23 protein-coding genes are annotated in these 20,095 nt (G+C 72.6%); 17 read left to right on the top strand and 6 right to left on the bottom strand.

Going from position 1 to position 20,095, the window contains the following annotated elements:
- Positions 1-283: 283 nt before the first annotated feature.
- The 7 genes from ABZZ17_RS27525 to amaP all read left to right on the top strand — a co-directional run bounded on the left by ABZZ17_RS27525 (position 284) and on the right by amaP (position 3,991).
- Positions 284-505 carry a helix-turn-helix domain-containing protein gene (locus tag ABZZ17_RS27525; RefSeq protein ID WP_356879639.1) on the top strand — a complete coding sequence of 74 codons (222 nt, stop codon included), beginning with the start codon at positions 284-286 and terminating at the stop codon, positions 503-505.
- Between the two features lie 183 nt (positions 506-688).
- On the top strand, positions 689-1,468 hold the full coding sequence (locus ABZZ17_RS27520; RefSeq protein WP_356879637.1) for an enoyl-CoA hydratase/isomerase family protein: 780 nt from the start codon (positions 689-691) through the stop codon (positions 1,466-1,468).
- A gap of 317 nt (positions 1,469-1,785) precedes the next feature.
- Positions 1,786-2,217, top strand: a complete 432-nt coding sequence (locus ABZZ17_RS27515; protein WP_356879635.1) for an Asp23/Gls24 family envelope stress response protein — start codon at positions 1,786-1,788, stop codon at positions 2,215-2,217.
- Positions 2,218-2,234: 17 nt separating this feature from the next.
- Positions 2,235-2,438 (top strand): hypothetical protein, encoded by a 204-nt coding sequence (locus ABZZ17_RS27510; protein WP_356879633.1) that lies wholly within the window; start codon positions 2,235-2,237, stop codon positions 2,436-2,438.
- 103 nt (positions 2,439-2,541) lie between these two features.
- Entirely contained in the window at positions 2,542-2,889 is a 348-nt protein-coding gene (locus tag ABZZ17_RS27505; RefSeq protein WP_356879669.1) for a hypothetical protein, read from the top strand.
- Positions 2,886-3,428: a DUF6286 domain-containing protein gene (locus tag ABZZ17_RS27500; protein ID WP_356879631.1), complete on the top strand. Its 543-nt coding sequence runs from the start codon at positions 2,886-2,888 to the stop codon at positions 3,426-3,428. Before ABZZ17_RS27505 ends, ABZZ17_RS27500 begins: the two co-directional genes overlap by 4 nt.
- Entirely contained in the window at positions 3,425-3,991 is a 567-nt protein-coding gene (gene amaP, locus ABZZ17_RS27495; protein WP_356879629.1) for an alkaline shock response membrane anchor protein AmaP, read from the top strand. Before ABZZ17_RS27500 ends, amaP begins: the two co-directional genes overlap by 4 nt.
- A gap of 91 nt (positions 3,992-4,082) precedes the next feature.
- Here amaP and ABZZ17_RS27490 read toward each other — a convergent pair whose 3' ends face one another.
- From ABZZ17_RS27490 to ABZZ17_RS27470, 5 genes are all read right to left on the bottom strand, one after another.
- Complete coding sequence (locus ABZZ17_RS27490) at positions 4,083-4,838, bottom strand: SDR family oxidoreductase (RefSeq protein WP_356879627.1); 756 nt, start codon at positions 4,836-4,838, stop codon at positions 4,083-4,085.
- Positions 4,839-4,848: 10 nt separating this feature from the next.
- On the bottom strand, positions 4,849-5,646 hold the full coding sequence (locus ABZZ17_RS27485) for an SURF1 family protein (protein ID WP_356879625.1): 798 nt from the start codon (positions 5,644-5,646) through the stop codon (positions 4,849-4,851).
- Positions 5,647-5,761: 115 nt separating this feature from the next.
- Complete coding sequence (locus tag ABZZ17_RS27480; RefSeq protein WP_356879623.1) at positions 5,762-6,022, bottom strand: hypothetical protein; 261 nt, start codon at positions 6,020-6,022, stop codon at positions 5,762-5,764.
- A 120-nt stretch (positions 6,023-6,142) separates the two neighbouring features.
- The gene (locus ABZZ17_RS27475; RefSeq protein ID WP_356879621.1) at positions 6,143-7,111 is read right to left on the bottom strand and encodes a DEDDh family exonuclease; all 969 of its coding nucleotides are present in this window, start codon (positions 7,109-7,111) and stop codon (positions 6,143-6,145) included.
- Between the two features lie 145 nt (positions 7,112-7,256).
- Positions 7,257-7,880: a TetR family transcriptional regulator gene (locus ABZZ17_RS27470; protein ID WP_356879619.1), complete on the bottom strand. Its 624-nt coding sequence runs from the start codon at positions 7,878-7,880 to the stop codon at positions 7,257-7,259.
- 112 nt (positions 7,881-7,992) lie between these two features.
- Here ABZZ17_RS27470 and ABZZ17_RS27465 point away from each other — a divergent pair, with 112 nt between their 5' ends.
- From ABZZ17_RS27465 to ABZZ17_RS27435, 7 genes are all read left to right on the top strand, one after another.
- Positions 7,993-8,790 carry an acetoacetate decarboxylase family protein gene (locus tag ABZZ17_RS27465; protein WP_356879617.1) on the top strand — a complete coding sequence of 266 codons (798 nt, stop codon included), beginning with the start codon at positions 7,993-7,995 and terminating at the stop codon, positions 8,788-8,790.
- A 1-nt stretch (position 8,791) separates the two neighbouring features.
- A complete protein-coding gene (locus ABZZ17_RS27460; RefSeq protein ID WP_356879615.1) occupies positions 8,792-9,676 on the top strand; it encodes an SDR family NAD(P)-dependent oxidoreductase in 885 nt (294 codons plus the stop codon).
- Positions 9,677-9,686: 10 nt separating this feature from the next.
- A complete protein-coding gene (locus ABZZ17_RS27455; RefSeq protein ID WP_356879613.1) occupies positions 9,687-10,979 on the top strand; it encodes an amidohydrolase family protein in 1,293 nt (430 codons plus the stop codon).
- Entirely contained in the window at positions 10,976-12,196 is a 1,221-nt protein-coding gene (locus ABZZ17_RS27450) for an amidohydrolase family protein (RefSeq protein ID WP_356879611.1), read from the top strand. Before ABZZ17_RS27455 ends, ABZZ17_RS27450 begins: the two co-directional genes overlap by 4 nt.
- A gap of 147 nt (positions 12,197-12,343) precedes the next feature.
- A complete protein-coding gene (locus ABZZ17_RS27445; RefSeq protein ID WP_356879609.1) occupies positions 12,344-13,279 on the top strand; it encodes a sterol desaturase family protein in 936 nt (311 codons plus the stop codon).
- Entirely contained in the window at positions 13,276-13,962 is a 687-nt protein-coding gene (locus ABZZ17_RS27440; protein ID WP_356879607.1) for a lysoplasmalogenase, read from the top strand. Before ABZZ17_RS27445 ends, ABZZ17_RS27440 begins: the two co-directional genes overlap by 4 nt.
- A 41-nt stretch (positions 13,963-14,003) precedes the next feature.
- Positions 14,004-15,047 (top strand): zinc-dependent alcohol dehydrogenase family protein, encoded by a 1,044-nt coding sequence (locus ABZZ17_RS27435; protein WP_356879605.1) that lies wholly within the window; start codon positions 14,004-14,006, stop codon positions 15,045-15,047.
- 58 nt (positions 15,048-15,105) lie between these two features.
- On the opposite strand, the gene ABZZ17_RS27430 is transcribed toward ABZZ17_RS27435, so the two are convergent.
- The gene (locus ABZZ17_RS27430) at positions 15,106-16,659 is read right to left on the bottom strand and encodes a S8 family serine peptidase (RefSeq protein ID WP_356879603.1); all 1,554 of its coding nucleotides are present in this window, start codon (positions 16,657-16,659) and stop codon (positions 15,106-15,108) included.
- A gap of 258 nt (positions 16,660-16,917) precedes the next feature.
- Between ABZZ17_RS27430 and ABZZ17_RS27425 the strand changes: the two genes are divergently transcribed.
- The 3 genes from ABZZ17_RS27425 (at position 16,918) to moaA (ending at position 20,071) form a co-directional block, all read left to right on the top strand.
- Positions 16,918-17,283 (top strand): DUF485 domain-containing protein, encoded by a 366-nt coding sequence (locus tag ABZZ17_RS27425; protein WP_356879601.1) that lies wholly within the window; start codon positions 16,918-16,920, stop codon positions 17,281-17,283.
- The gene (locus tag ABZZ17_RS27420; protein WP_356879599.1) at positions 17,280-18,905 is read left to right on the top strand and encodes a cation acetate symporter; all 1,626 of its coding nucleotides are present in this window, start codon (positions 17,280-17,282) and stop codon (positions 18,903-18,905) included. Before ABZZ17_RS27425 ends, ABZZ17_RS27420 begins: the two co-directional genes overlap by 4 nt.
- A gap of 176 nt (positions 18,906-19,081) precedes the next feature.
- Complete coding sequence (gene moaA / locus ABZZ17_RS27415) at positions 19,082-20,071, top strand: GTP 3',8-cyclase MoaA (RefSeq protein ID WP_356879597.1); 990 nt, start codon at positions 19,082-19,084, stop codon at positions 20,069-20,071.
- The last annotated feature ends 24 nt before the right edge of the window (positions 20,072-20,095 follow it).

Raw genomic sequence — 20,095 nt, 5'->3', positions numbered from 1 at the left:
GACGGTCTCGTACCGTTGCGCGCTCAACGACGACCCCGGCCGCATCCCTGGCGATGCGCGACCGGGGTCGCCCGTATCCGGCGTCCGGCCCCTGACCTGGTGATTCCCCCGGGCGGCGCGGAGGTGTGACGGAGGTCATGCGGCGGAAGAGAAGATTCCGTTCTGCTCGCGCGTCCACTCCTCGAGAAATGCCGTCGTACCGACCTTGCTGAATGGGTGGCCAGGAAGCCGGGGAGGGGTGATCATGAGAAGTCCAGAGCGCACTTCCCATGAGGAGGCACGGGTGGCCGAGACTCTGAAGAAGGGCAGCCGGGTAACCGGCGCCGCGCGCGACAAGCTCGCGGCAGACCTGAAGAAGAAGTACGACTCCGGTGCGAGTATCCGGGCGCTGGCCGATGAGACCGGCCGGTCCTACGGATTCGTCCATCGGATGCTCAGTGAATCCGGAGTCACGCTGCGTGGTCGCGGTGGCGCGACGCGCGGCAAGAAGGCGGCTGCGGCCTGACCCCCGGCCGGGAGGCCCGGGGTGGTGCCGGAGAAGCTCGACGGCTCCACGCTTGATGGATCGACGATTCTGTACCACGCACGGTTCCTTCGGTGACCCCCGGTCGGCCCTGTGGCCGACTGGGTGGTTACTGTGCAGTCACTTAGGCCGAGCAAGCGGCCGACTGCACACCGGAGGCACCAGATGGCTCTGCTCGACAAGGACGGCGTACGGCTCACCATCGACGACTCGGTCGCCACGGTGACCCTGACCAATCCGGCCAAGCGAAACGCTCAGTCCCCCGCGCTCTGGCGGGCGTTGGCGGAGGCCGGACAGTCACTGCCGGGCACCGTCCGGGTCGTGGTGCTGCGCGGCGAGGGCAAGTCCTTCTCCGCCGGTCTCGACCGGCAGGCGTTCACTCCCGAGGGTTTCGAGGGTGAGCCGTCCTTCCTCGATCTGGCACGTGGTGCGGACGACCTGCTCGACTCCACCATCGCCGAGTACCAGGAGGCTTTCACCTGGTGGCGGCGCAACGACATCGTCTCCGTCGCCGCCGTACAGGGGCATGCGATCGGCGCCGGCTTCCAGCTCGCGCTCGCGTGCGACCTGCGTGTGGTCGCGGACGACGTGCAGTTCGCCATGCGCGAGACCAGCCTGGGCCTGGTCCCCGACCTCGGGGGCACCCAGCCGCTGACCGCGCTGGTCGGCTACGCCCGGGCGCTGGAGATCTGCGCCACGGGCCGCTTCGTGCATGCCGAGGAGGCCGAGCGCGTGGGCCTGGCCAACCTCGTGGTCCCGGCGGACGAACTCGACGCCGCCGTCCAGGACCTCACCACCGCCCTGCTCGCTCCGCCGCGCGACGCCGTCATCGAGACCAAGGCGCTGCTCCGCGACGCCACGTCCCGGTCCTACGACGCGCAGCGCACCGCCGAGCGCGCCGCGCAGGGACGCCGGCTGCGCGACCTGGCGGGCCTGTCGGACTGACCCCGGCACGCCACCCCTTCACCAGCCCCTCCATCGGCCCGTCACCCCTTCGGCCCCGCCGAAGGGGACCGGTTCGCCGCCTTCACCGGCCGGTCGCCCGCCCCTTCCCGGCCCGGCCCCCGGCCGGGGAGCGGCCGGGCCGGGGCCCGGCTCCGGCGGCCGCGGGCCCGCGCCGGATCCGGGCCACCGGCGTGGTTTCCGGCGCGCGGGCGGGCGTACGCGCTTACGGTGGACAGGAGCGGGCGGCCCCGAAGAGCGGCCGCCGCCCTTCGGGGGCTGCCGGTTCCCGAGACGTCTCCCCAGCCCAAGGACCTGCGATGACCGAATCCGCATCAGGGGGATCCTCCAAGGCCCCCGCCGAACGGGGCCGCACCACCATCGCCGACGGCGTGGTCGAGAAGATCGCCGGACTGGCCGCCCGCGAGGTGGTCGGCGTCCACGCCATGGGCAGCGGCGGCGGCCTCTCCCGTACCTTCGGCGCCGTGCGCGACCGGGTCCCCGGCGGGGCCCGCGCCTCGGTCAGCCGTGGGGTCAAAGCCGAGGTCGGCGAGGTGCAGACCGCCCTCGACCTGGAGATCGTCGTCGACTACGGCGTGTCGATCCGTGACGTGGCCCGGGCGGTCCGTGAGAACGTCATCGCCTCGGTCGAGCGGATGACCGGCCTCGAAGTCGTCGAGGTCAACATCGCCGTCAGCGACGTCAAACTGCCCGACGAGGAAGACGAGGAACCGGAATCCCGCCTCCAGTAGCCGAAGGGAGCCACGCAATGAGCATGGCCGTAGCCGGCCTGCTGGCCGGCATGGCACTGGGGTTCGCCGGGTACTTCGGCGGATTCGGAGCCTTCCTGCTGGTCGCGGCCCTCGGCGCCGTCGGCTTCGTCGTCGGCAGGTTCCTCGACGGGGACCTCGACCCCGGAGACCTCTTCCGCCCCCGCAACCGGCCGCGCGGCCGCGACGACCGGCCCCTGTGAGCCGCCCGTGAACACGCCGCCGTCGCCTCCGCCCACCCCGTCGTCCACCCCGGCGTCCCCGCAGGCGGACCCGGCCCCGACCGCGCCGAGGACCGCACCGGCCCTGGTGCCCGCCGCGGACCGGGGCGCCACCCGCATCGCCGACCGGGTCGTCGCCAAGATCGCCGCCCAGGCCGCCCGCGAGGCCCTCGCCGGCGGGCTCCCCGCGCCCGGCGCGGCCCCGCACGCGACCGTCACCGTCCACCACGACATCGCCCGGGTAAGGGTGAGCCTGGAACTCGGCTACCCCTCCGACCTCGCCGCCCAGTGCGCGGCCGTACGGACCCAGGTCGCCCGGCGCGTCGAGGAGTGCGCGGCGATGTCCGTCCCCGAGGTCGACGTCGACATCGAGCACCTGCACTCCACCCACACCCGGCCGGCCCCCGGGGGCCGCGACCGGCGGCTGCGGTGAAGGGACCGGGCCGCATCCGGTCCACCCGCAGGATCCCGGCGGCGCTCACCGCGCTGGCCGTCATCGCCGTGGCCGGGATCTTCCTCTACGACCTGGCGGCGGTACGCGCCCACCGCCCCGGCATGCGGTGGCGCCCCGCGCTCGCCCGGTGGCTGGAGGGCCACACCCCGGCCGACACGGAAGTGCTGGCCGGCGGCGGGATCCTGGCCGCGGCCGGGCTCCTGCTCCTGCTCCTCGCATTGACCCCCGGCCTGCGCGGACTGCTGACCATGCGGACGGCCGACGGGGAGGGGAACGCGGTACGGGCCGGGCTCGCGCGGAAGGCGGCCGCGCTGGTGCTGCGCGACCGGGCCATGGAGGTCTCCGGCGTCCGGTCGGTCCGGGTGAAGGTCGGCCGTTCCCGCGTCGGGGTACGGGCCACCTCGCACTTCCGCGAACTGGACGACGTACGGGCCGACCTGGACGAGGTGCTCGCCGTCGGCATCGAGGAACTGGGCCTGGCGCGTCCGCCGCGCCCGAGGATCAGGGTGAGGAGGTGAGCGCGGTGCTCGGGAAGGTGAACCGGACGCTGCTGGCGGTCATCGGCCTCGTGCTGCTGGCCGCCGGGGCCGCACTGCTGAGCGCGTCACGGCCGCTCGGCGGCCGGCACGCGCCGCTGCTCGCGGCGCGGAGCAGGGTCCGGTACTGGCACGCCGACGGCTGGTGGTGGTGGGCGGTGGCCGCCGGACTGGGGCTGTGCGTGCTGTTGGCGCTGTGGTGGCTGCTGGCGCAGCTGCGGCGGCCCCGGCTCGCGGCGCTGGAGGTGGACACCGGCGACGGGGCCTTCGCGCGGCTGCGGGGCCGGGCACTGGAATCGGCGGTCGCGGCCGAGGCACAGGCGCTGGACGGCGTCGCCCGGGCCAGGGTCGCCCTGCGCGGCCGGCGCGACGCCCCGGGGCTGCGGATCGCGCTGGACCTGGAGCCGCACGCCGTCCCGGCCGATGCGCTGGCCGCGCTGGAGGGACCGGTCCTGACCCATGCCCGCGCGTCGGCGGGACTCCCCGAACTCCCCGCCGAAGCCCGCCTCCGCGTCGCCTCCCACCACGCCCAGCGCGTGACGTGACCCCGCGCGGAACCGGGGCCCGCCCGGACGGCCACGGATGGCCCGGGGTCCGGGACGGGCCCGCCGGCCGCTCGGGAGGGCGGCCCCGGGGTCAGAAACCGTGGCGGTAGCCGCCGTCGACCGGGACCATCACGCCGGTCAGGTAGGACGCCGCCGGGGAGAGCAGGAACGCGGCCGTGCGGCCGAACTCCTCCGGGGTGCCGTAGCGCTGCAGCGGGATGCGGGACTCGTTGCCCGCCCGGGCGGCCTCCGCGTCGCCGGACATTGCGTCCAGCTCCCGCACCCGGTCCGTGTCGATGCGGGCCGGCAGCAGCCCGACCACGCGGATCCCGCGCGGGCCCAGGTCCACCGACAGGGACTTGGCGAATCCGGCCAGGCCCGGCCGCAGGCCGTTGGAGATGGTCAGGCCGGGAATCGGTTCGTGGACCGAACCCGACAGCACGAAGCCGATGACCCCGCCCTCGCCCAGCTCGGCGGCGGCCGCCCGGGCCAGCCGCACCGCGCCCAGGAACACCGACTCGAAGGCCGTCGCCCACTGCTCGTCGGTGTTGTCCGCCGCGAGGCCCGGCGCCGGGCCGCCCACGCTGATGAGGACGCCGTCGAAGCGGCCGAAGCGTTCCTTCGCGGTGGCCACCAGCCGTGCCGCCACCGCCGGGTCGGCGTTGTCCGCCGCCACGCCCACCGCGTTCGGGCCGAGCTCGGCCGCCGCGTCCGCCGCCCGCTTCGCGTCGCGGCCCGTCACCACGACCTTCGCCCCGTCGGCGGTCAGTTCCCTGGCGGAGGCGAAGCCGAGGCCGCGGGTGGCTCCGGTGACGACGTAGACGCGGTCCTTCAGTCCAAGATCCATGCGGGCCACGCTACGCCGAAGCGGGCTCCGGGGACACGGTCTTCGCCGCGGCCGCGGCCGCGGCCTGTTCGCGGTCGCGCCGCTCCCGGCGGACCAGCACCACCCACCCCACCGGCACGGCCGCCGCGAACAGCCACCACTGCACGGCGTACGCCATGTGCGCGCCGATCGAGTCGTGGTCGGGCTCGCCCACCGGCTCCGGGCTGCCGTCGGCGGGCGCCGGCGCGGTCAGTTCCAGGTAGCCGCCGAGGACGGGCCGGCCCAGGGCCGCGGCCTGCTGCTCGCTGTTGATCAGCATCACCTGGCGGTCGGGCAGGCCCTTGCGCTCCTTGATGCCGCTGCCGCCGCTCGTCTCGTCGGCCTTCAGCCGGCCGGTGACCGTGACCTCGCCCGAGGGTGCGGCCGGCACCGGCGGGTAGGCCCGTACGTCGTCGCCGCCGGCGACCCAGCCCCGGTTGACCAGGACGGCCCGGCCGTCGCCCAGCAGCAGCGGGGTCACGACGTGGAAGCCGACCTTGTCGTCGTTCGAGGTCCGCATCCGGACGACCACCTCGTGCGCGGGGTCGTAGGTGCCGGTGACGGTGACGGCACGCCAGTAGTCGGACCGCGGAACGGTGTGGCCCGGCGAGGTGATCCCGGTCATCGGCACGGGCTTCCCGTACAGGTTCCGCGCGATGAGCTCGTTCTGGGCGACCCGGTGCTCATGGCGGTGGAACTGCCAGAAGCCCAGCTTGATCATCGCGGGGATGAGGGCGAGGGCGACGAGGGTGAGGCACACCCACTGCCGGGTCAGCACAAAGCGGTACACGTCCACGACGGTACCCCCAGCGGCGACGACCCCGGCGGCCGGGTGGCCCTCCGGGGTCGTGGCGAGGAGCGGGGCGGGGGAGCGGATCGTGAGGGCCGCGGGACGGCGCCGCGGGTCACCCCATGGCGCCGGCGGGACTGCCCACCCGGTCGATGATCCCGGCCTTGCCCTCGGCGCGGGCGCAGTGCGCCCCGCAGTACCAGTGGCCGTCGGCCTCGACGCCCTGGCCGATGATCTGCACCCGGCAGTGCTCGCAGATCGGCGCCATCCGGTGGATCGCGCAGGAGAACGAGTCGAAGACGTGCCGCGCACCGTCCTGGGTCTCCACATAGAACGCCAGGTCGTAGTCATTTCCGCATACTTCGCAACGTGCCATGGCGGCATGGTGGAGCTTCGGACCGGCGCGGCGGGCGGAGGTCCTCGTGTTGTCGGAGAAGTTCTACCCGGCTGGCGTAGCGGGCCCGGGCCGGCGGGGCGGGGGCGTCCGGCCGCGGTCTCAGTCGGCCGGCGCCACGTCCCGCAGGAGCTGGGTGAAGGCGGCCTCGTCCACGACCGGGGTGCCGAACGACCGCGCCTTGACCGTCTTCGAGGTCGCCGAGTCGGGGTCGTTCGTCACGAGCAGGCTCGTGAGCCGCGACACACTCGTCGCGATGTGCAGCCCGGCCTCCACCGCGCGGTCCTCCAGCAGCTCCCGGTCCACCGAGGTGTCACCCGAGAAGGCGATCCGCATGCCCTGCTTCAGCGGCTTGCCGTCCTCGAAGCGTCCCGGGTTCGGGTGCGGGCACGGCGGCCGCTTGCGGGAGGCGCGCCAGCTGCCCCCGCTGTACGAAGCCTGGTAGCCGACCCGGGGCGCGGCGGGCGAGTCCGACCACTCCGTCAGCGGACGGCACTCCAGCAGGGGCAGGCGCACGCCGTCCCGCGCGGCCGCGTGCAGCGACGGGCGGAAGGCCTCGGCCAGTACCCGGGCGTCGTCCAGCGCGTGGTGGGCACGCTGCTGCACCACCCCGAAGTGCGCGGCGAGGGACTCCAGCTTGTGGTTGGGCAGCGGGAGGTTCAGTTCCTTCGACAGGGCGATGGTGCACAGCCGCTGACGGACCGGCGCGGTCGCCGACGCCCGCGCGTACTCCCGGGCGATCATCTGCCAGTCGAAGATGGCGTTGTGCGCGACCAGCACCCGGCCGTCGAGCCGGCCGGCGAACTCCTCGGCGATGTCCTCGAAGAGCGGCGCGTCCTGGAGCACGTCGCTCGTCAGCCCGTGGATCCAGACCGGGCCCGGATCCCGGCGCGGGTTGACGAGCGTGTACCAGTGGTCCTCCACGTTGCCCTGCGCGTCGAGCCGGTAGACGGCCGCGGACACTATCCGGTCGTCGCGAGCGAGCCCGGTGGTCTCCACGTCGACGACCGCGTACCCCTGTGGGTACGCGGTCGGCCAGGTCGTCTCTGCGGTCGTACGGTCGGCGAGCATGGTCACAGAGGATATCGGGCCCGACCGACAGCCGTGGCCCGATGCCCCTTCAGCCCGGCTCCGCGACCTGGTCCCCGGCGCTCACCCGGTCGGGGGCAACCGGTACTTCGGCCGGTCCCGGGAAGGTCCGGTACGAGGTCGTCGACTACCCGGGCGGTCTGAGCAGGGCCTCGGTCAGCGCCCGTACGGACAGCAGGAACAGCCGCTCCGGGTCGGCCGGGCGGGCCAGGGCTCGGGCCAGGGCCGGGTCGTCGGGGGCGGCGGCCGGGTCCCACAGCTCGCCCTCGGCGGGTGACTGCGCGGGGGAGCGCTCGCGGTTGCGCTCGACCAGCAGGAAGCCGACGATCTGGAACTGGATGGCGCGTACGGCGTCGGCGGCCCGCGCGCCGCGCAGTCCGGCGGCGTGCACCTCGTGGACCAGGGCCTGCTGGGCGGGCAGGAACATGCGGTCGGTGAGACCGCGTTCGTGGACCATCGCGACCAGGTGCGGGCGCGTCCGCAGCTCGCGGCGCAGGATCCGGGCCACCGACAGGATCCGCTCGGCGGGCGTGCGGCCGACCGGCCCGATGGCGCCCATCTCCTCCACGGTCCGCTCCACGAGCGCGTCGAGGAGGGACTCGCGGTTGCCGACGTGCCAGTAGATGGACGTCACCGCCGTGCCCAGGGCGGCGGCGAGCCCCCGCATGGTGAGGGCCGCCGGGCCGTGCCGCATGACCAGGGACGCGGCGGTCTCCAGCACCGCCTCGCGGGTCAGCGCGCTCCTCGTCATCGGCCGGCCACCCATCTGTCGATCCGTCAGTTCTCGTGTGTGCAGGGGTCTTTACCCTTCATCGGTGGCGGTGTAACTGTGTTACAGAACCGACCGAAGGGTGGTGCGAGACATGGCACGCGTACGGTACGGAGCGCGCACCGAGGCCGAGATCGCGGCGTCGCGCGAGAAGAGTTCCAAGCTCCCCGACATCTGGTCCACCGGGGTGGTGGCCGTCTGGGAGAGCGACCCGGACGTGATCGCGGCGGTCCTGCCCCCGCCGCTCAAGCCCGCCGCACGGCCCCTCGTACGGGCCAACATCAGCAAGGTCGACCTGCCCGGCTACCCGCTCGGCGCCGGATCGGTGGCCGTCGCCGCCGAACACGGCGGGGTCGAGGGCTGGTATCCGCTGGTCATGCCGATGACCCACGAGCGCGCCCTCGTCGGGGGCCGCGAGGTGTTCGGCGAACCGAAGAAGCTGGGCGAGGTGACCGTCGAACGCGACGGGCTCGTCGTCCGGGCCGCCCTGGCCCGCCACGGGATCGCCTTCGTGGAGGTGCGCGGGGCCGTGGACCGGGCGCTGCCGCTGCCCGAGCCCACCCGGAAGACCGACTTCTACTTCAAGTTCCTGCCGGCGGTGGACGGTTCGGGCTTCGACGTCGACCCGGTGCTCGTCCACTGCACGCGCAACGAGAAGGTCCGCAAGCTGGAGCACATCACCGGGGACGTCGTCCTGCGCGAGTCCATGTTCGACCCGGTGGCCGACCTCCCCGTCCGCCGGCTGGTGGAGATCACCATCGGCGAGAAGACCACCGACCAGAAGGGCAGGGTCGTCGAACGGGTCAGCGCCCAGGCCCTCCTCCCGTACATCCACCAGCGCTACGACGACCCCCTGCAGATCCTGGACGGACCGCCCGAAGGGACGGTGTGACATGCGGCTCGAACCGGGACAGGTGGCCGTCGTCACCGGCGCCGCCGGCGGCATCGGCCTGGCCATGGCCCGCCGCTTCGCCGCCGAGGGCCTGAAGGTGGTCCTCGCCGACGTGGAGGAGGCCGCCCTGCGCAAGGCCGCCGGGGAACTCGCGGCGGAGGGCGCCGAGGTGCTCGCACGGCTCGTCGACGTCAGCGACCGCGACTCCGTGACCTCCCTCGCCGACGCCGTCTACGAGACCTTCGGCGCCGTGCACGTCCTCTGCAACAACGCCGGCGTGGGCTCCGGCGCCGAGGGCCGGATGTGGGAACACGAGCCCAACGACTGGAAGTGGGCCTTCTCCGTCAACGTCTGGGGCGTCTTCCACGGCATCCAGGCCTTCGTCCCCCGCATGATCGAGGGCGGCGCCCCCGGGCACGTCGTCAACACCTCCTCCGGCGACGGCGGCATCGCCCCGCTGCCCACCGCCTCCGTCTACGCCGTCACCAAGGCCGCCGTCGTCACCATGACCGAGTCGCTGTACGCCCACCTCAAGGCGGAGGGCGCCGCCGTCGGCGCCTCCGTCCTCTTCCCCGGACCGCACATGCTGCGCACCGGGCTGTGGGAGTCGCACCGCAACCGGCCCGACCGCTACGCGAAGGAGCGGCCGCGCAGATCCCCGTACCGCAGCCTCGACCAGTACGAGGCCGCGATGAAGCAGGCCGGGCACGAGGTGCGGTTCACCCCCGTCGAGGAGGTCGCCGGGCACGTCGTGGACGGCATCCGCGCCGACCGCTTCTGGATGCTCCCGCCCGGCGAGCACAGCGACCGGCAGATCCGCGCCCGGTCGCGGTCGATGCTCGACCGCGCCAACCCCGCCTACCTGGAAAGCTTCATCCTCGACTGAGGGGCCCGCCGTGCCTGACGAGACGTACGAAGACCCGTACCTGATCATCTCCTCCGACTGCCACGCGGGGCTGCCGACCGAGCAGTACCGCCCCTACCTCGATTCCCGCTTCCACCCGCAGTTCGACGAGTTCCTCGGCCAGCGCGACGCCCGCCGGGCGGAGGCCACCCGCCTCGGCGTCCGCAACGAGGCGTTCGCCGAGAAGTGGTTCCACGACCACGAGGAAGGCCTCAGGGGAGGCTGGGACACCGGACAGCGGCTGAAGGAACTCGACGGCGACGGGGTGGCCGGCGAGGTCGTCTTCCCCGACGCGGACGCCGTCGACAGCCAGACCGCGGCCCCCTTCGGGGTGGGTCTCGGCCTGTCCGGCGACCAGGACCCCGAACTGGGCATGGCGGGCGCGCAGGCGCACAACCGCTGGCTGGCCGAGTTCGTGTCCCAGCATCCCGAACGCCACTGCGGCGTCGCCCTGCTCCCCATCACCGGCGAACCGGACAAGGTCGTCGCCGAGATACACCGGGCCAAGGAGTCCGGGCTGGGCGCGCTGATGATCCCGGCCATGTGGGTGGACAAGGCGCCCTACCACGACCGCCGTTATGACCCCGTCTGGGCGGCGGCGGCCGAGACGCGCATGCCGATCGTGACCCACTCCGGGTCCTCGCCGCGCCACGAGTACGGCGACCACCTGGGCATCTTCGTCTCCGAGGTCACCTGGTGGCCGGCCCGCCCGCTGTGGTTCCTGCTCTGGTCGGGGGTCTTCGAGCGGCACCCCGGCCTGCGGTTCGGCGTCGCGGAGTCGGGCTGCTGGTGGCTGCCCAACCAGCTCTGGTTCATGGACCGCCTCTACCTCGGCGCGCACGGCGGGAAGAAGCTGTCCCCGTTCGAGGAGCTGAAGCGCCCGCCGAGCGAGTACCTGGACCGCCAGGTGTTCGTCTGCGCGACGAACACCAAGCGGCGCGAACTGGCCCAGCGCTACGAGATCGGCGTGGACAACATCCTCTGGGGCTCGGACTTCCCGCACCCGGAGGGCACCTGGCCCGACACCCGCAACTGGCTGCGGAACACCTTCCACGACATCCCCGTCGCCGAGACCCGCCGGATGCTCGGGCTGGCGGCGGCGGAGGTCTTCGGCTTCGACACCGCGAAGCTCGCCCCGCTCGCCCGCCGCATCGGGCCCACCCCGGCCGAGCTCGGCCAGTCCCCGGACCAGGCCTCGGTCGAGGCGTCCTGGGCCCGTTCCCGGGAGACGGGACGGCACTGGCTCACCGGCGGCGACTTCCCGGTCCTGGGGGTCTCGTCATGACGGGGGACCGCTACACGGTCATCTCGGCGGACTGCCACGCCGGCGCCGACCTCCTCGACTACAGGCCGTACCTGGCCGAGCGCCACCACGAGGCCTTCGACGCCTGGGCGGCCGCGTACGTCAACCCGTACGAGGACCTCCTGGCCGACACCGCCGACCGCAACTGGAACTCGGCCCGGCGGCTGTCGGAGCTCGAAGCGGACGGGATCGTCGCCGAGGTCCTCTTCCCGAACACGATCCCCCCGTTCTTCCCCAAGGCCTCCCTGATGGCCCAGCCGCCCACCGCGGCCGAGTACGAACTGCGCTGGGCCGGCCTCCAGGCCCACAACCGCTGGCTCGCGGACTTCTGCGCGGACGCGCCGGGCCGGCGGGCGGGCGTCGTCCAGATCCTGCTCAACGACGTGGACGCGGCGGTCGCGGAGATCCGCCGCACCCGGGAGGCCGGCCTGACCGGCGGCATCCTGCTGCCCGGCGTCCCGCCGGGCTCGCCCGTCCCCGAGCTGTACTCCTCGGCGTACGACCCGATCTGGGCGGTGTGCGCGGAACTGGACGTCCCGGTCAACCACCACGGCGGCTCGGCCTCGCCCCCGCTCGGGGACGAACCCGCGGCCCGCGCCGTCTTCATGGTGGAGACCACCTGGTTCTCGCACCGCGCCCTGTGGCACCTGATCTTCGGCGGCGCCTTCCACCGCCACCCGGGCCTGAAACTGGTCCTGACGGAGCAGGGATCCGGCTGGATCCCGGGCGTGCTGGAGATGCTGGACTACTACCACGGCCGCCTGGTGGCCGCCTCCGCCACCGCCGAGGCCAAGTTCGGCGCGGGGCTGGCGGAGTCCATGGGCAAGGGCCCGAGCGAGGTCTGGCGGGACAACTGCTTCGTCGGAGCGAGCTTCATGCGCCCCCACGAGGTGCCGCTGCGGGACCGGATCGGCCTCGACAAGATCATGTGGGGCAGCGACTTCCCCCACGACGAGGGCACCACCCCCTACTCCCGCGAGGGCCTGCGCATCGCCTACGCGGGCCTGCCCCGCGAGGAGGTCGCCGCCATGGTGGGCGGCAACGCGGCCCGCGTCTACGGCTTCGACCTCGCCCTCCTGGACGCGGTCGCCGCGAAGTGCGGCCCCCTGGTCTCGGAGATCGCCGAGCCCCTCACCGAAATCCCCCCGGCCGCCACCAGCCCCGCCTTCGCCCGCGGCGCCTCGGTCCGCGTCTGGTGACACCCCGCCCGCCGGGGCGGCCCGGGCCCTGGGGGAACCCGGGCCGCCCCGACGGGATCCGCTCGCGGGTACCCGCGGTAACCCAGTCGGATACCGATCGGTAACAACCCCTAGCGGTGCCCCCGAGGGCGCCTTTATGGTGCGGGCATGCCGAACCTGCCCGATGTCGTGCTGTGGTCCATACCCGCCTTCGTGCTGCTCACCGTCATCGAGGTGGTGAGCTACCGGCTCCATCCCGACGAGGACGCGGCCGGGTACGACACCAAGGACGCCGTCACGAGCGTCACCATGGGACTCGGCAGCATCGGCTTCGACCTGCTGTGGAAGATCCCGGTCGTCGCGGTGTTCACCGCGGTCTACGAACTCACCCCGCTGCGGGTGCCGTTCCTGTGGTGGACCGCCCTGCTGATGCTGCTCGTCCAGGACTTCCTCTACTACTGGCAACACCGGCTCCACCACGTCATCCGCATCCTGTGGGCCTGCCACGTGGTCCACCACAGCAGTCGGCGGTTCAACCTCACCACCGCCCTGCGCCAGCCCTGGACCAGCGCCACCACCTGGTGGTTCTACCTGCCGATGGTGGCCGTCGGCGTGCACCCGGCGGCGATCCCGTTCTGCTACGGGATCAACCTGCTCTACCAGTTCTGGGTCCACACCGAGCGCATCGGCAAGCTGCCCCGCGCCTACGAGTACGTCTTCAACACGCCCTCCCACCACCGCGTCCACCACGCCTCCCAGGGCGGGTACCTGGACCGGAACTTCGGCGGCATCCTGATCGTCTGGGACCGGATGTTCGGCTCCTGGGTGGGGGAGACGGAACGGCCCGTCTACGGGCTCACCAAGAACATCGGCACCCACAACCCGCTGCGCGTGGCCACCCACGAGTACGCCGCCATCGCCCGCGACGTACGGGCCGCCGGCAGCTGGCGCGAGCGCGCCGGACGCGTCTTCGCCGGCCCCGGCTGGCAGCCCGCCCGCCCCGCCGGGGCCGGCGCGCCGGAAGCGCCGGAGCCCGCCGCGGCGCAGTCCGCGCCCCCGGCTCCCGCCCCGCAGTCCGCCCCCGAGCCGGAGCGTGCCGCGTGAGCGCGACCGAAGCCCGTACGCCCTCCTGGGCCGCCCGCCCCGGCCCGGCCCGGAACGGCCGCGCCGGGCGGATCCTGCTCGCCGCCTTCGCCGCCGCGGCCGCCGCGGACCTGGTCTCCCTGCTCGCCGACTGGCACCTCGGGCACGTCCTGTTCAAGCCGCTGCTGATGCCGCTGCTCGTCGCCCACGTGATCACCCGCCGCGCCCCCCGGCTGCTGGTCGCCGCCCTGCTGTTCGGCTGGGGCGGGGACCTCGCGCTGCTCTTCGACGCCGAGCCCGCCTTCCTGATCGGCATGGGCTCCTTCGCCGCCGGACACGTCTGCTACCTCGTCCTGTTCGCCCGCCGCCGCACCGGCCTCCTCCTCGGCGTCGCGTACGCCGTGGCCCTGACCGGGACCGTCGCCCTGCTGTGGGGCGACCTCCCGGCCGACCTGCGGATCCCGGTCGCGGGCTACAGCCTGCTGCTCACCGCCATGGCCTACCGCGCGAGCGCCCTCGGCCGGGTCGCGGGCGCGGGCGGGGCGCTGTTCCTGCTCTCCGACACGCTCATCGCGACCGGGGTCGCCGAGTGGCCCCAGCTGCCCCGGCCCGACTTCTGGATCATGGCCACCTACCTGGCGGCCCAGTACCTGCTGGCCACCGGAGTCCTCGGCGGCCCCGGCTCTCGGACGGGCGTACGGTAGGACGGTCATACAAGACCGCACTTCCGGAGGACTGCACCACCATGCGCGCCACCGTCATCCACGCCCCGCACGACATCCGCGTGGAGGAGGTGCCCGACGCCGCGATCCGGCGTCCCGAGGACGCCGTCGTCCGCGTGCTGCGCGCCTGCATCTGCGGCAGCGACCTCTGGGCCTACCGCGGCGAGGCCGCGCGGCAGCCCGGCCAGCGGATCGGCCACGAGTTCCTCGGCATCGTCGAGGAGACCGGCTCCGCGGTCTCGGGCCTGCGCGCCGGGGACCTCGTCGTCGCCCCCTTCATGTGGTCGGACGGCACCTGCGACTACTGCTCCGAGGGCCTGTACACGTCCTGCGTGCACGGCGGCTTCTGGGGCTCGGTCGGCCACGACGGCGGCCAGGGCGAGGCCGTCCGGGTCCCGCACGCCGACGGCACCCTCGTGAAGCTGCCGGCCGAGGCCGTCTCCGACGACCACCTGCTGACCGGCCTCCTCGCGCTCTCCGACGTCATGGGCACCGGACACCACGCGGCCCTGGGCGCCGGCGTGCGGGCGGGTTCCACCGTCGCCGTCGTCGGCGACGGCGCGGTCGGCCTGTGCGGCGTACTGGCCGCCAAGCGGCTCGGCGCCGAGCGGATCATCGCCCTGGGCCGGCACTCCGTCCGGACGGACATCGCCAAGCTCTTCGGGGCCACCGACGTGGTCGCCGAGCGGGGCGAGGCGGCCGAGGCGGCCGTCCGCGAGCTCACCGGCGGCCAGGGCGCGCACGCCGTCATCGAGGCGGTCGGCACCGAGATGTCCATGCGCACGGCCGTGAACATCACCCGCGACGGCGGGGCCATCGGCTACGTCGGCGTCCCGCACGGCAGCGGCACCGGCCTCGACCTCGGGGTGATGTTCGACCGCAACATCACCCTGCGCGGCGGTGTGGCACCGGTCCGGGCGTACATCCCGGAGCTGCTGGCGGACGTGCTGAGCGGCGCGATCGACCCGGCGCCCGTCTTCGACCGGGCCGTGTCCCTGGACGAGGTCCCGGACGGCTACCGCGCGATGGACGACCGCAGCGCCCTCAAGGTCCTGATCAAGCCCTGAGCCGGCGGCGGAACGGGCCGGGCGGGGAACGCCCCCGCCCGGCCCGTCCGTCATCCGCCTACTTGACGGCCTTGAGCGCGTCGACCACGCCGGCTCCGTAGTAGCCCGTCTGACCCCACTTGGTCTTGCAGGTGGTGGCGTCGATCAGGTTGCCGGTGCCGTCGTAGATCTTGGCCGGGCACGCGGCCTTCGTCGCCTGGCCCTTCAGCATCGTCTGGAGCTGCGAGGGCGAGGCCCACGGGTGCGCGCTCTTCAGCAGCGCCGCGACGCCGGCCACGTGCGGGGCGGCCATCGAGGTGCCCTGCTTGTAGCCGTAGCCGCCGCCCGGGACGGTCGACAGGACCCGGCCGTTGGCGTCCGGGGTGGCCGGCACCTGCCACTTGTCGCCGCCGGGGGCGGCGACGTCCACGACCCCGAGGCCGTAGCTGGAGTAGTAGGACCGCAGCCCCTGGTCACCGGTGGCCGAGACGGTGACCACGCCCGGCAGCTGGGTCGGCAGGTCCAGGCAGACCTTCGGGTCGATGGTGCGCGGCACCGCGGTGGTGTCGTTCGGGCTGGTGTCGTCGAGGATCGACTCGCCCGCCAGGTCGTGGTCCGAGTTGCCGGCCGAGGCCACGCTGAGGACGCCCTTGCGCTCCGCGTACTTCGTCGCCCGGCCGATGGCCTCCACCAGCGCCTTCTGGTCGTCGTCGTTCTTGCAGGTGTAGTTCCACGGGTCGACGTAGTAGCTGTTGTTGGTCACCTCGATCCCCTTCTCGGCGGCGAACATGAAGCCGCAGACCACTGCCTCGGTGTAGAAGAGGCTGGTCGCGGGCTCGCTCACCTTGATCGCGGCGACCTTCACGCCGGGCGCGACACCGCTGACGCCCACGCCGTTGCGGGGGGCCGCGATGGTGCCCGCCACGTGCGTGCCGTGGTCGCTGCCGTCCGGGTACGGGCGCCAGGCGCCCTCGGAGGTGTCCGCGACGCCGCCGACGCAGTTGGCGGACTGGCCCTTGGAGAAGTTCGGGGCGAGATCCGGGTGGGTGTCGTCCACACCCGTGTCGATGACGCCCACGGTGACGTCCTGGCTGCCATCGTTGATCTTGTGAGCCTGGTCGGCCTTGATCGTCCGCAGGTCCCACTGGTTGGGCTCCAGCGGCTCCTGCCCCGGCGTGGCCTGCGCCGCCGCCTTGGCGGCGTCAGCCGCGCTCAGCTTCTGCGTCGCGCCCTCCTCGGTGGTCTGCACCGCGGAGAGGGGGGCCGTCCGGGTGGCGCCCACCGACACGAAGAGGCTGCGCTGGGTCCGCAGCTGCTTGGCGAACTCGGGGTTCTGGGAGTGTGCGACGACGACCCCGATCTCCTCGTAGGCCTTCACCACCGTTCCGCCGGCCCGCTCGATGGCCTTCTTCGCCTGCTTGGCCGTCCCGTACGCGGTCAGGTTCGCCACGTACGACAGCTTCGGTCCGTCCGCGGCGGGCTTCGCCGCCGTCGCCGTGGCCGCCGTGTTGCCGAGCGGCGCGGCGGAGGCGGCGACCGAGGGCAGGAAGGCGAGGGAGGCGGTGAGCGCCAGACCGACCGGCACGGCGAGACGATTGTTCTTCCGGGCGGCACGCGACCCCAGATGCGCCATGGGTTCTCCACATCATCCGTGAAAAAGCCGTCCGTACGCGGTTTGCGCAGGACGGGTTCATGACACGCGAACCTAGTGCCGGTGTTCCCCTCTCCGCCATCAGTTCGAGGAATCAGTTTTCAAAGAAACTCAGGGTGTTGAACCGTCCCGACGCGCCGGCCGTGCCGTTGACAGGGGGGATCGGCACCACCGTCCCCCCACACGGAGGTTGTTTTGTCCGTCGTCCCCACCGCACCCGCGTCACAAGGAGAGCCCCCCGTGACCACCGAAGCAGCGCCGCCCCACGGCAGCGCGGGACCGGCCCCTGCGAGTCCCACGGCCGAAGACTTCACGCGCGTCCAGCAGAGCCCGGAGTTCGCCGAACTGCGCGGCTCGTACCGCTCCTTCGCCTTCCCGCTCACCGTGGCGTTCATCGCCTGGTACCTGCTGTACGTCCTGCTGTCCAGCTACGCGGGCGGCTTCATGGGGACCAAGCTCTTCGGCAACATCAACGTCGCCCTCGTCCTCGGCCTCGCCCAGTTCGCGACGACCTTCCTGATCGCCTGGCTGTACTCCCGGCACGCCGCCGCCAAGCTCGACCCCAAGGCCCAGGCCATCAAGGCCCGGATGGAGGCCGGAGAATGAGCACGGTTCCGCAGCTGACCCTCGCGGCGGGGGCGAGCGAGCACCGCCCGCTGATCATCACCCTGTTCGGCCTGTTCGTCGTCGCCACCCTCATCATCACGATCTGGGCCGGCCGCCAGACCAAGGACGCCGCCGACTTCTACGCGGGCGGCCGCCAGTTCACCGGCTTCCAGAACGGCCTGGCCATCTCCGGCGACTACATGTCCGCCGCGTCCTTCCTCGGCATCGCCGGAGCCATCGCCCTCTTCGGCTACGACGGCTTCCTCTACTCCATCGGCTTCCTCGTCGCCTGGCTCGTGGCCCTGCTGCTCGTCGCCGAGCCGCTGCGCAACTCCGGCCGCTACACGATGGGCGACGTCCTCGCGTACCGGATGCGCCAGCGGCCCGTGCGGACCGCGGCCGGCACCTCCACCATCGTGGTCTCGATCTTCTACCTGCTCGCCCAGATGGCCGGCGCGGGCGTGCTCGTCTCGCTGCTCCTCGGCATCACCAGCGACGGCGGCAAGGTGGCCGTGGTCGCGCTGGTCGGCGTACTGATGATCGTCTACGTGACCATCGGCGGGATGAAGGGCACCACCTGGGTCCAGATGATCAAGGCGGTGCTGCTGATCGCGGGCGCCCTGCTGATCACCTTCCTGGTGCTGCTCGAATTCAACTTCAACATCTCCACGCTGCTGGGCCAGGCCGCCGAGAACAGCGGCCAGGGCACCAAGTTCCTGGAGCCAGGACTCAAGTACGGCAAGGACTCGCTCAGCAAGCTGGACTTCATCTCCCTCGGCCTCGCCCTGGTCCTGGGCACCGCCGGCCTGCCGCACATCCTGATCCGCTTCTACACCGTTCCCACCGCCAAGGCCGCCCGCAAGTCCGTGAACTGGGCCATCGGCATCATCGGCGCCTTCTACCTGATGACCATCGCCCTCGGCTTCGGCGCCGCGGCCCTCCTGAATCGGGCCGACATCCTCGCGTCGAACAAGGCCGGCAACACAGCCGCCCCGCTCCTCGCCCAGGAGATCGGCGGCGGCGCGGACTCCACGGGCGGCGCGATCCTCCTCGCGGTGATCTCCGCGGTCGCCTTCGCCACCATCCTCGCGGTGGTCGCGGGACTCACCCTCGCCTCGTCCTCGTCCTTCGCGCACGACCTGTACGTGAACGTCATCCGCAAGGGCAAGGCCACGGAGAAGGAGGAGGTCCGCGCGGCCCGCTGGTCCACCGTGGTCATCGGCGCCGTCGCCATCGGCCTCGGGGCCCTGGCCCGCGACCTGAACGTGGCCGGGCTCGTCGCCCTCGCCTTCGCGGTGGCCGCCTCCGCCAACCTGCCGACGATCCTCTACAGCCTCTTCTGGAAGCGCTTCACCACCCAGGGCGCCCTGTGGTCGATCTACGGCGGCCTGATCTCGGCGGTCGGCCTCGTCCTCTTCTCCCCGGTGGTCTCCGGCAAGCCCACCTCGATGTTCAAGGACGCCGACTTCTACTGGTTCCCGCTGGAGAACCCCGGGATCATCTCCATCCCCCTCGGCTTCTTCCTCGGGTGGCTGGGAACCGTCCTGTCCAAGGAGGAGGCCGACCCCCAGAAGTTCGCCGAGCTGGAGGTGCGCTCCCTCACCGGAACAGGGGCGCACTGAGATCCACCGAACACACAGCGTGGCCGCGTCGTACTTCTCTACGACGCGGCCGCGTCGCGTCTCGTTCATTCGGGCATCCCTACATGCCATTGCCGTCCCGTAGGCTCGAATCAGCGCTTCCGCGTATCCGCGACGGCGTCGACCTCTACAGAACCGGACAGGGGAGGGGGCCCACAGTGCTTCTCGACACGTACGGCCGCGTGGCCACTGACCTGCGCGTCTCACTCACCGACCGGTGCAACCTGCGCTGCACCTACTGCATGCCCGAAGAGGGACTCCAGTGGCTCGGCAAGTCCGACCTGCTGAGCGACGAGGAGATCGTCCGGCTGATCCGCATCGCCGTCACCCGGCTCGGGATCACCGAGGTCCGCTTCACCGGCGGCGAGCCGCTGCTGCGCCCCGGCATCGTCGGGATCGTCGAGCAGTGCGCGGCCCTGGAGCCCCGCCCCCAGATGTCGCTGACCACCAACGGCATCGGCCTCAAGCGCACCGCCCAGGCCCTCAAGGCGGCCGGCCTGGACCGAGTGAACGTTTCGCTCGACACCCTGCGCCCCGAGGTGTTCAAGACCCTCACCCGCCGCGACCGCCACAAGGACGTCATCGAGGGCATGGCGGCCGCCCGCGAAGCGGGCCTGACCCCCGTCAAGGTCAACGCCGTCCTGATGCCCGGGCTCAACGACGACGAGGCCCCCGACCTGCTCGCCTGGGCCGTGGAGAACGAGTACGAACTCCGCTTCATCGAGCAGATGCCGCTCGACGCCCAGCACGGCTGGAAGCGCGACGGCATGATCACCGCCGGGGACATCCTCCAGTCCCTGCGCACCCGCTTCACGCTCACCGAGGAAGGCGCCGACGAACGCGGCTCCGCCCCGGCCGAGCGCTGGGTGGTCGACGGCGGCCCGGCCACCGTCGGCGTCATCGCCTCCGTCACCCGCCCGTTCTGCGGCGCCTGCGACCGTACGCGGCTCACGGCCGACGGCCAGGTCCGTACGTGCCTGTTCGCCACGGAGGAGTCCGACCTGCGGGCCGCCCTGCGCTCGGGCGCCCCGGACGAGGAGATCGCCCGCCTGTGGAAGGTGGCGATGTGGGGCAAGAAGGCCGGCTCCGGCCTCGACGACCCGACGTTCCTCCAGCCCGACCGCCCGATGTCGGCGATCGGCGGCTGACGAGCGGGGCCGGACCCGGATCCG

It is taken from the genome of Streptomyces sp. NPDC006512, assembly GCF_040611935.1.
Lineage (GTDB): Bacteria > Actinomycetota > Actinomycetes > Streptomycetales > Streptomycetaceae > Streptomyces.
Note: the sequence above shows the minus strand (reverse complement) of the source record. Positions and strands in the feature narration are given on the sequence as shown.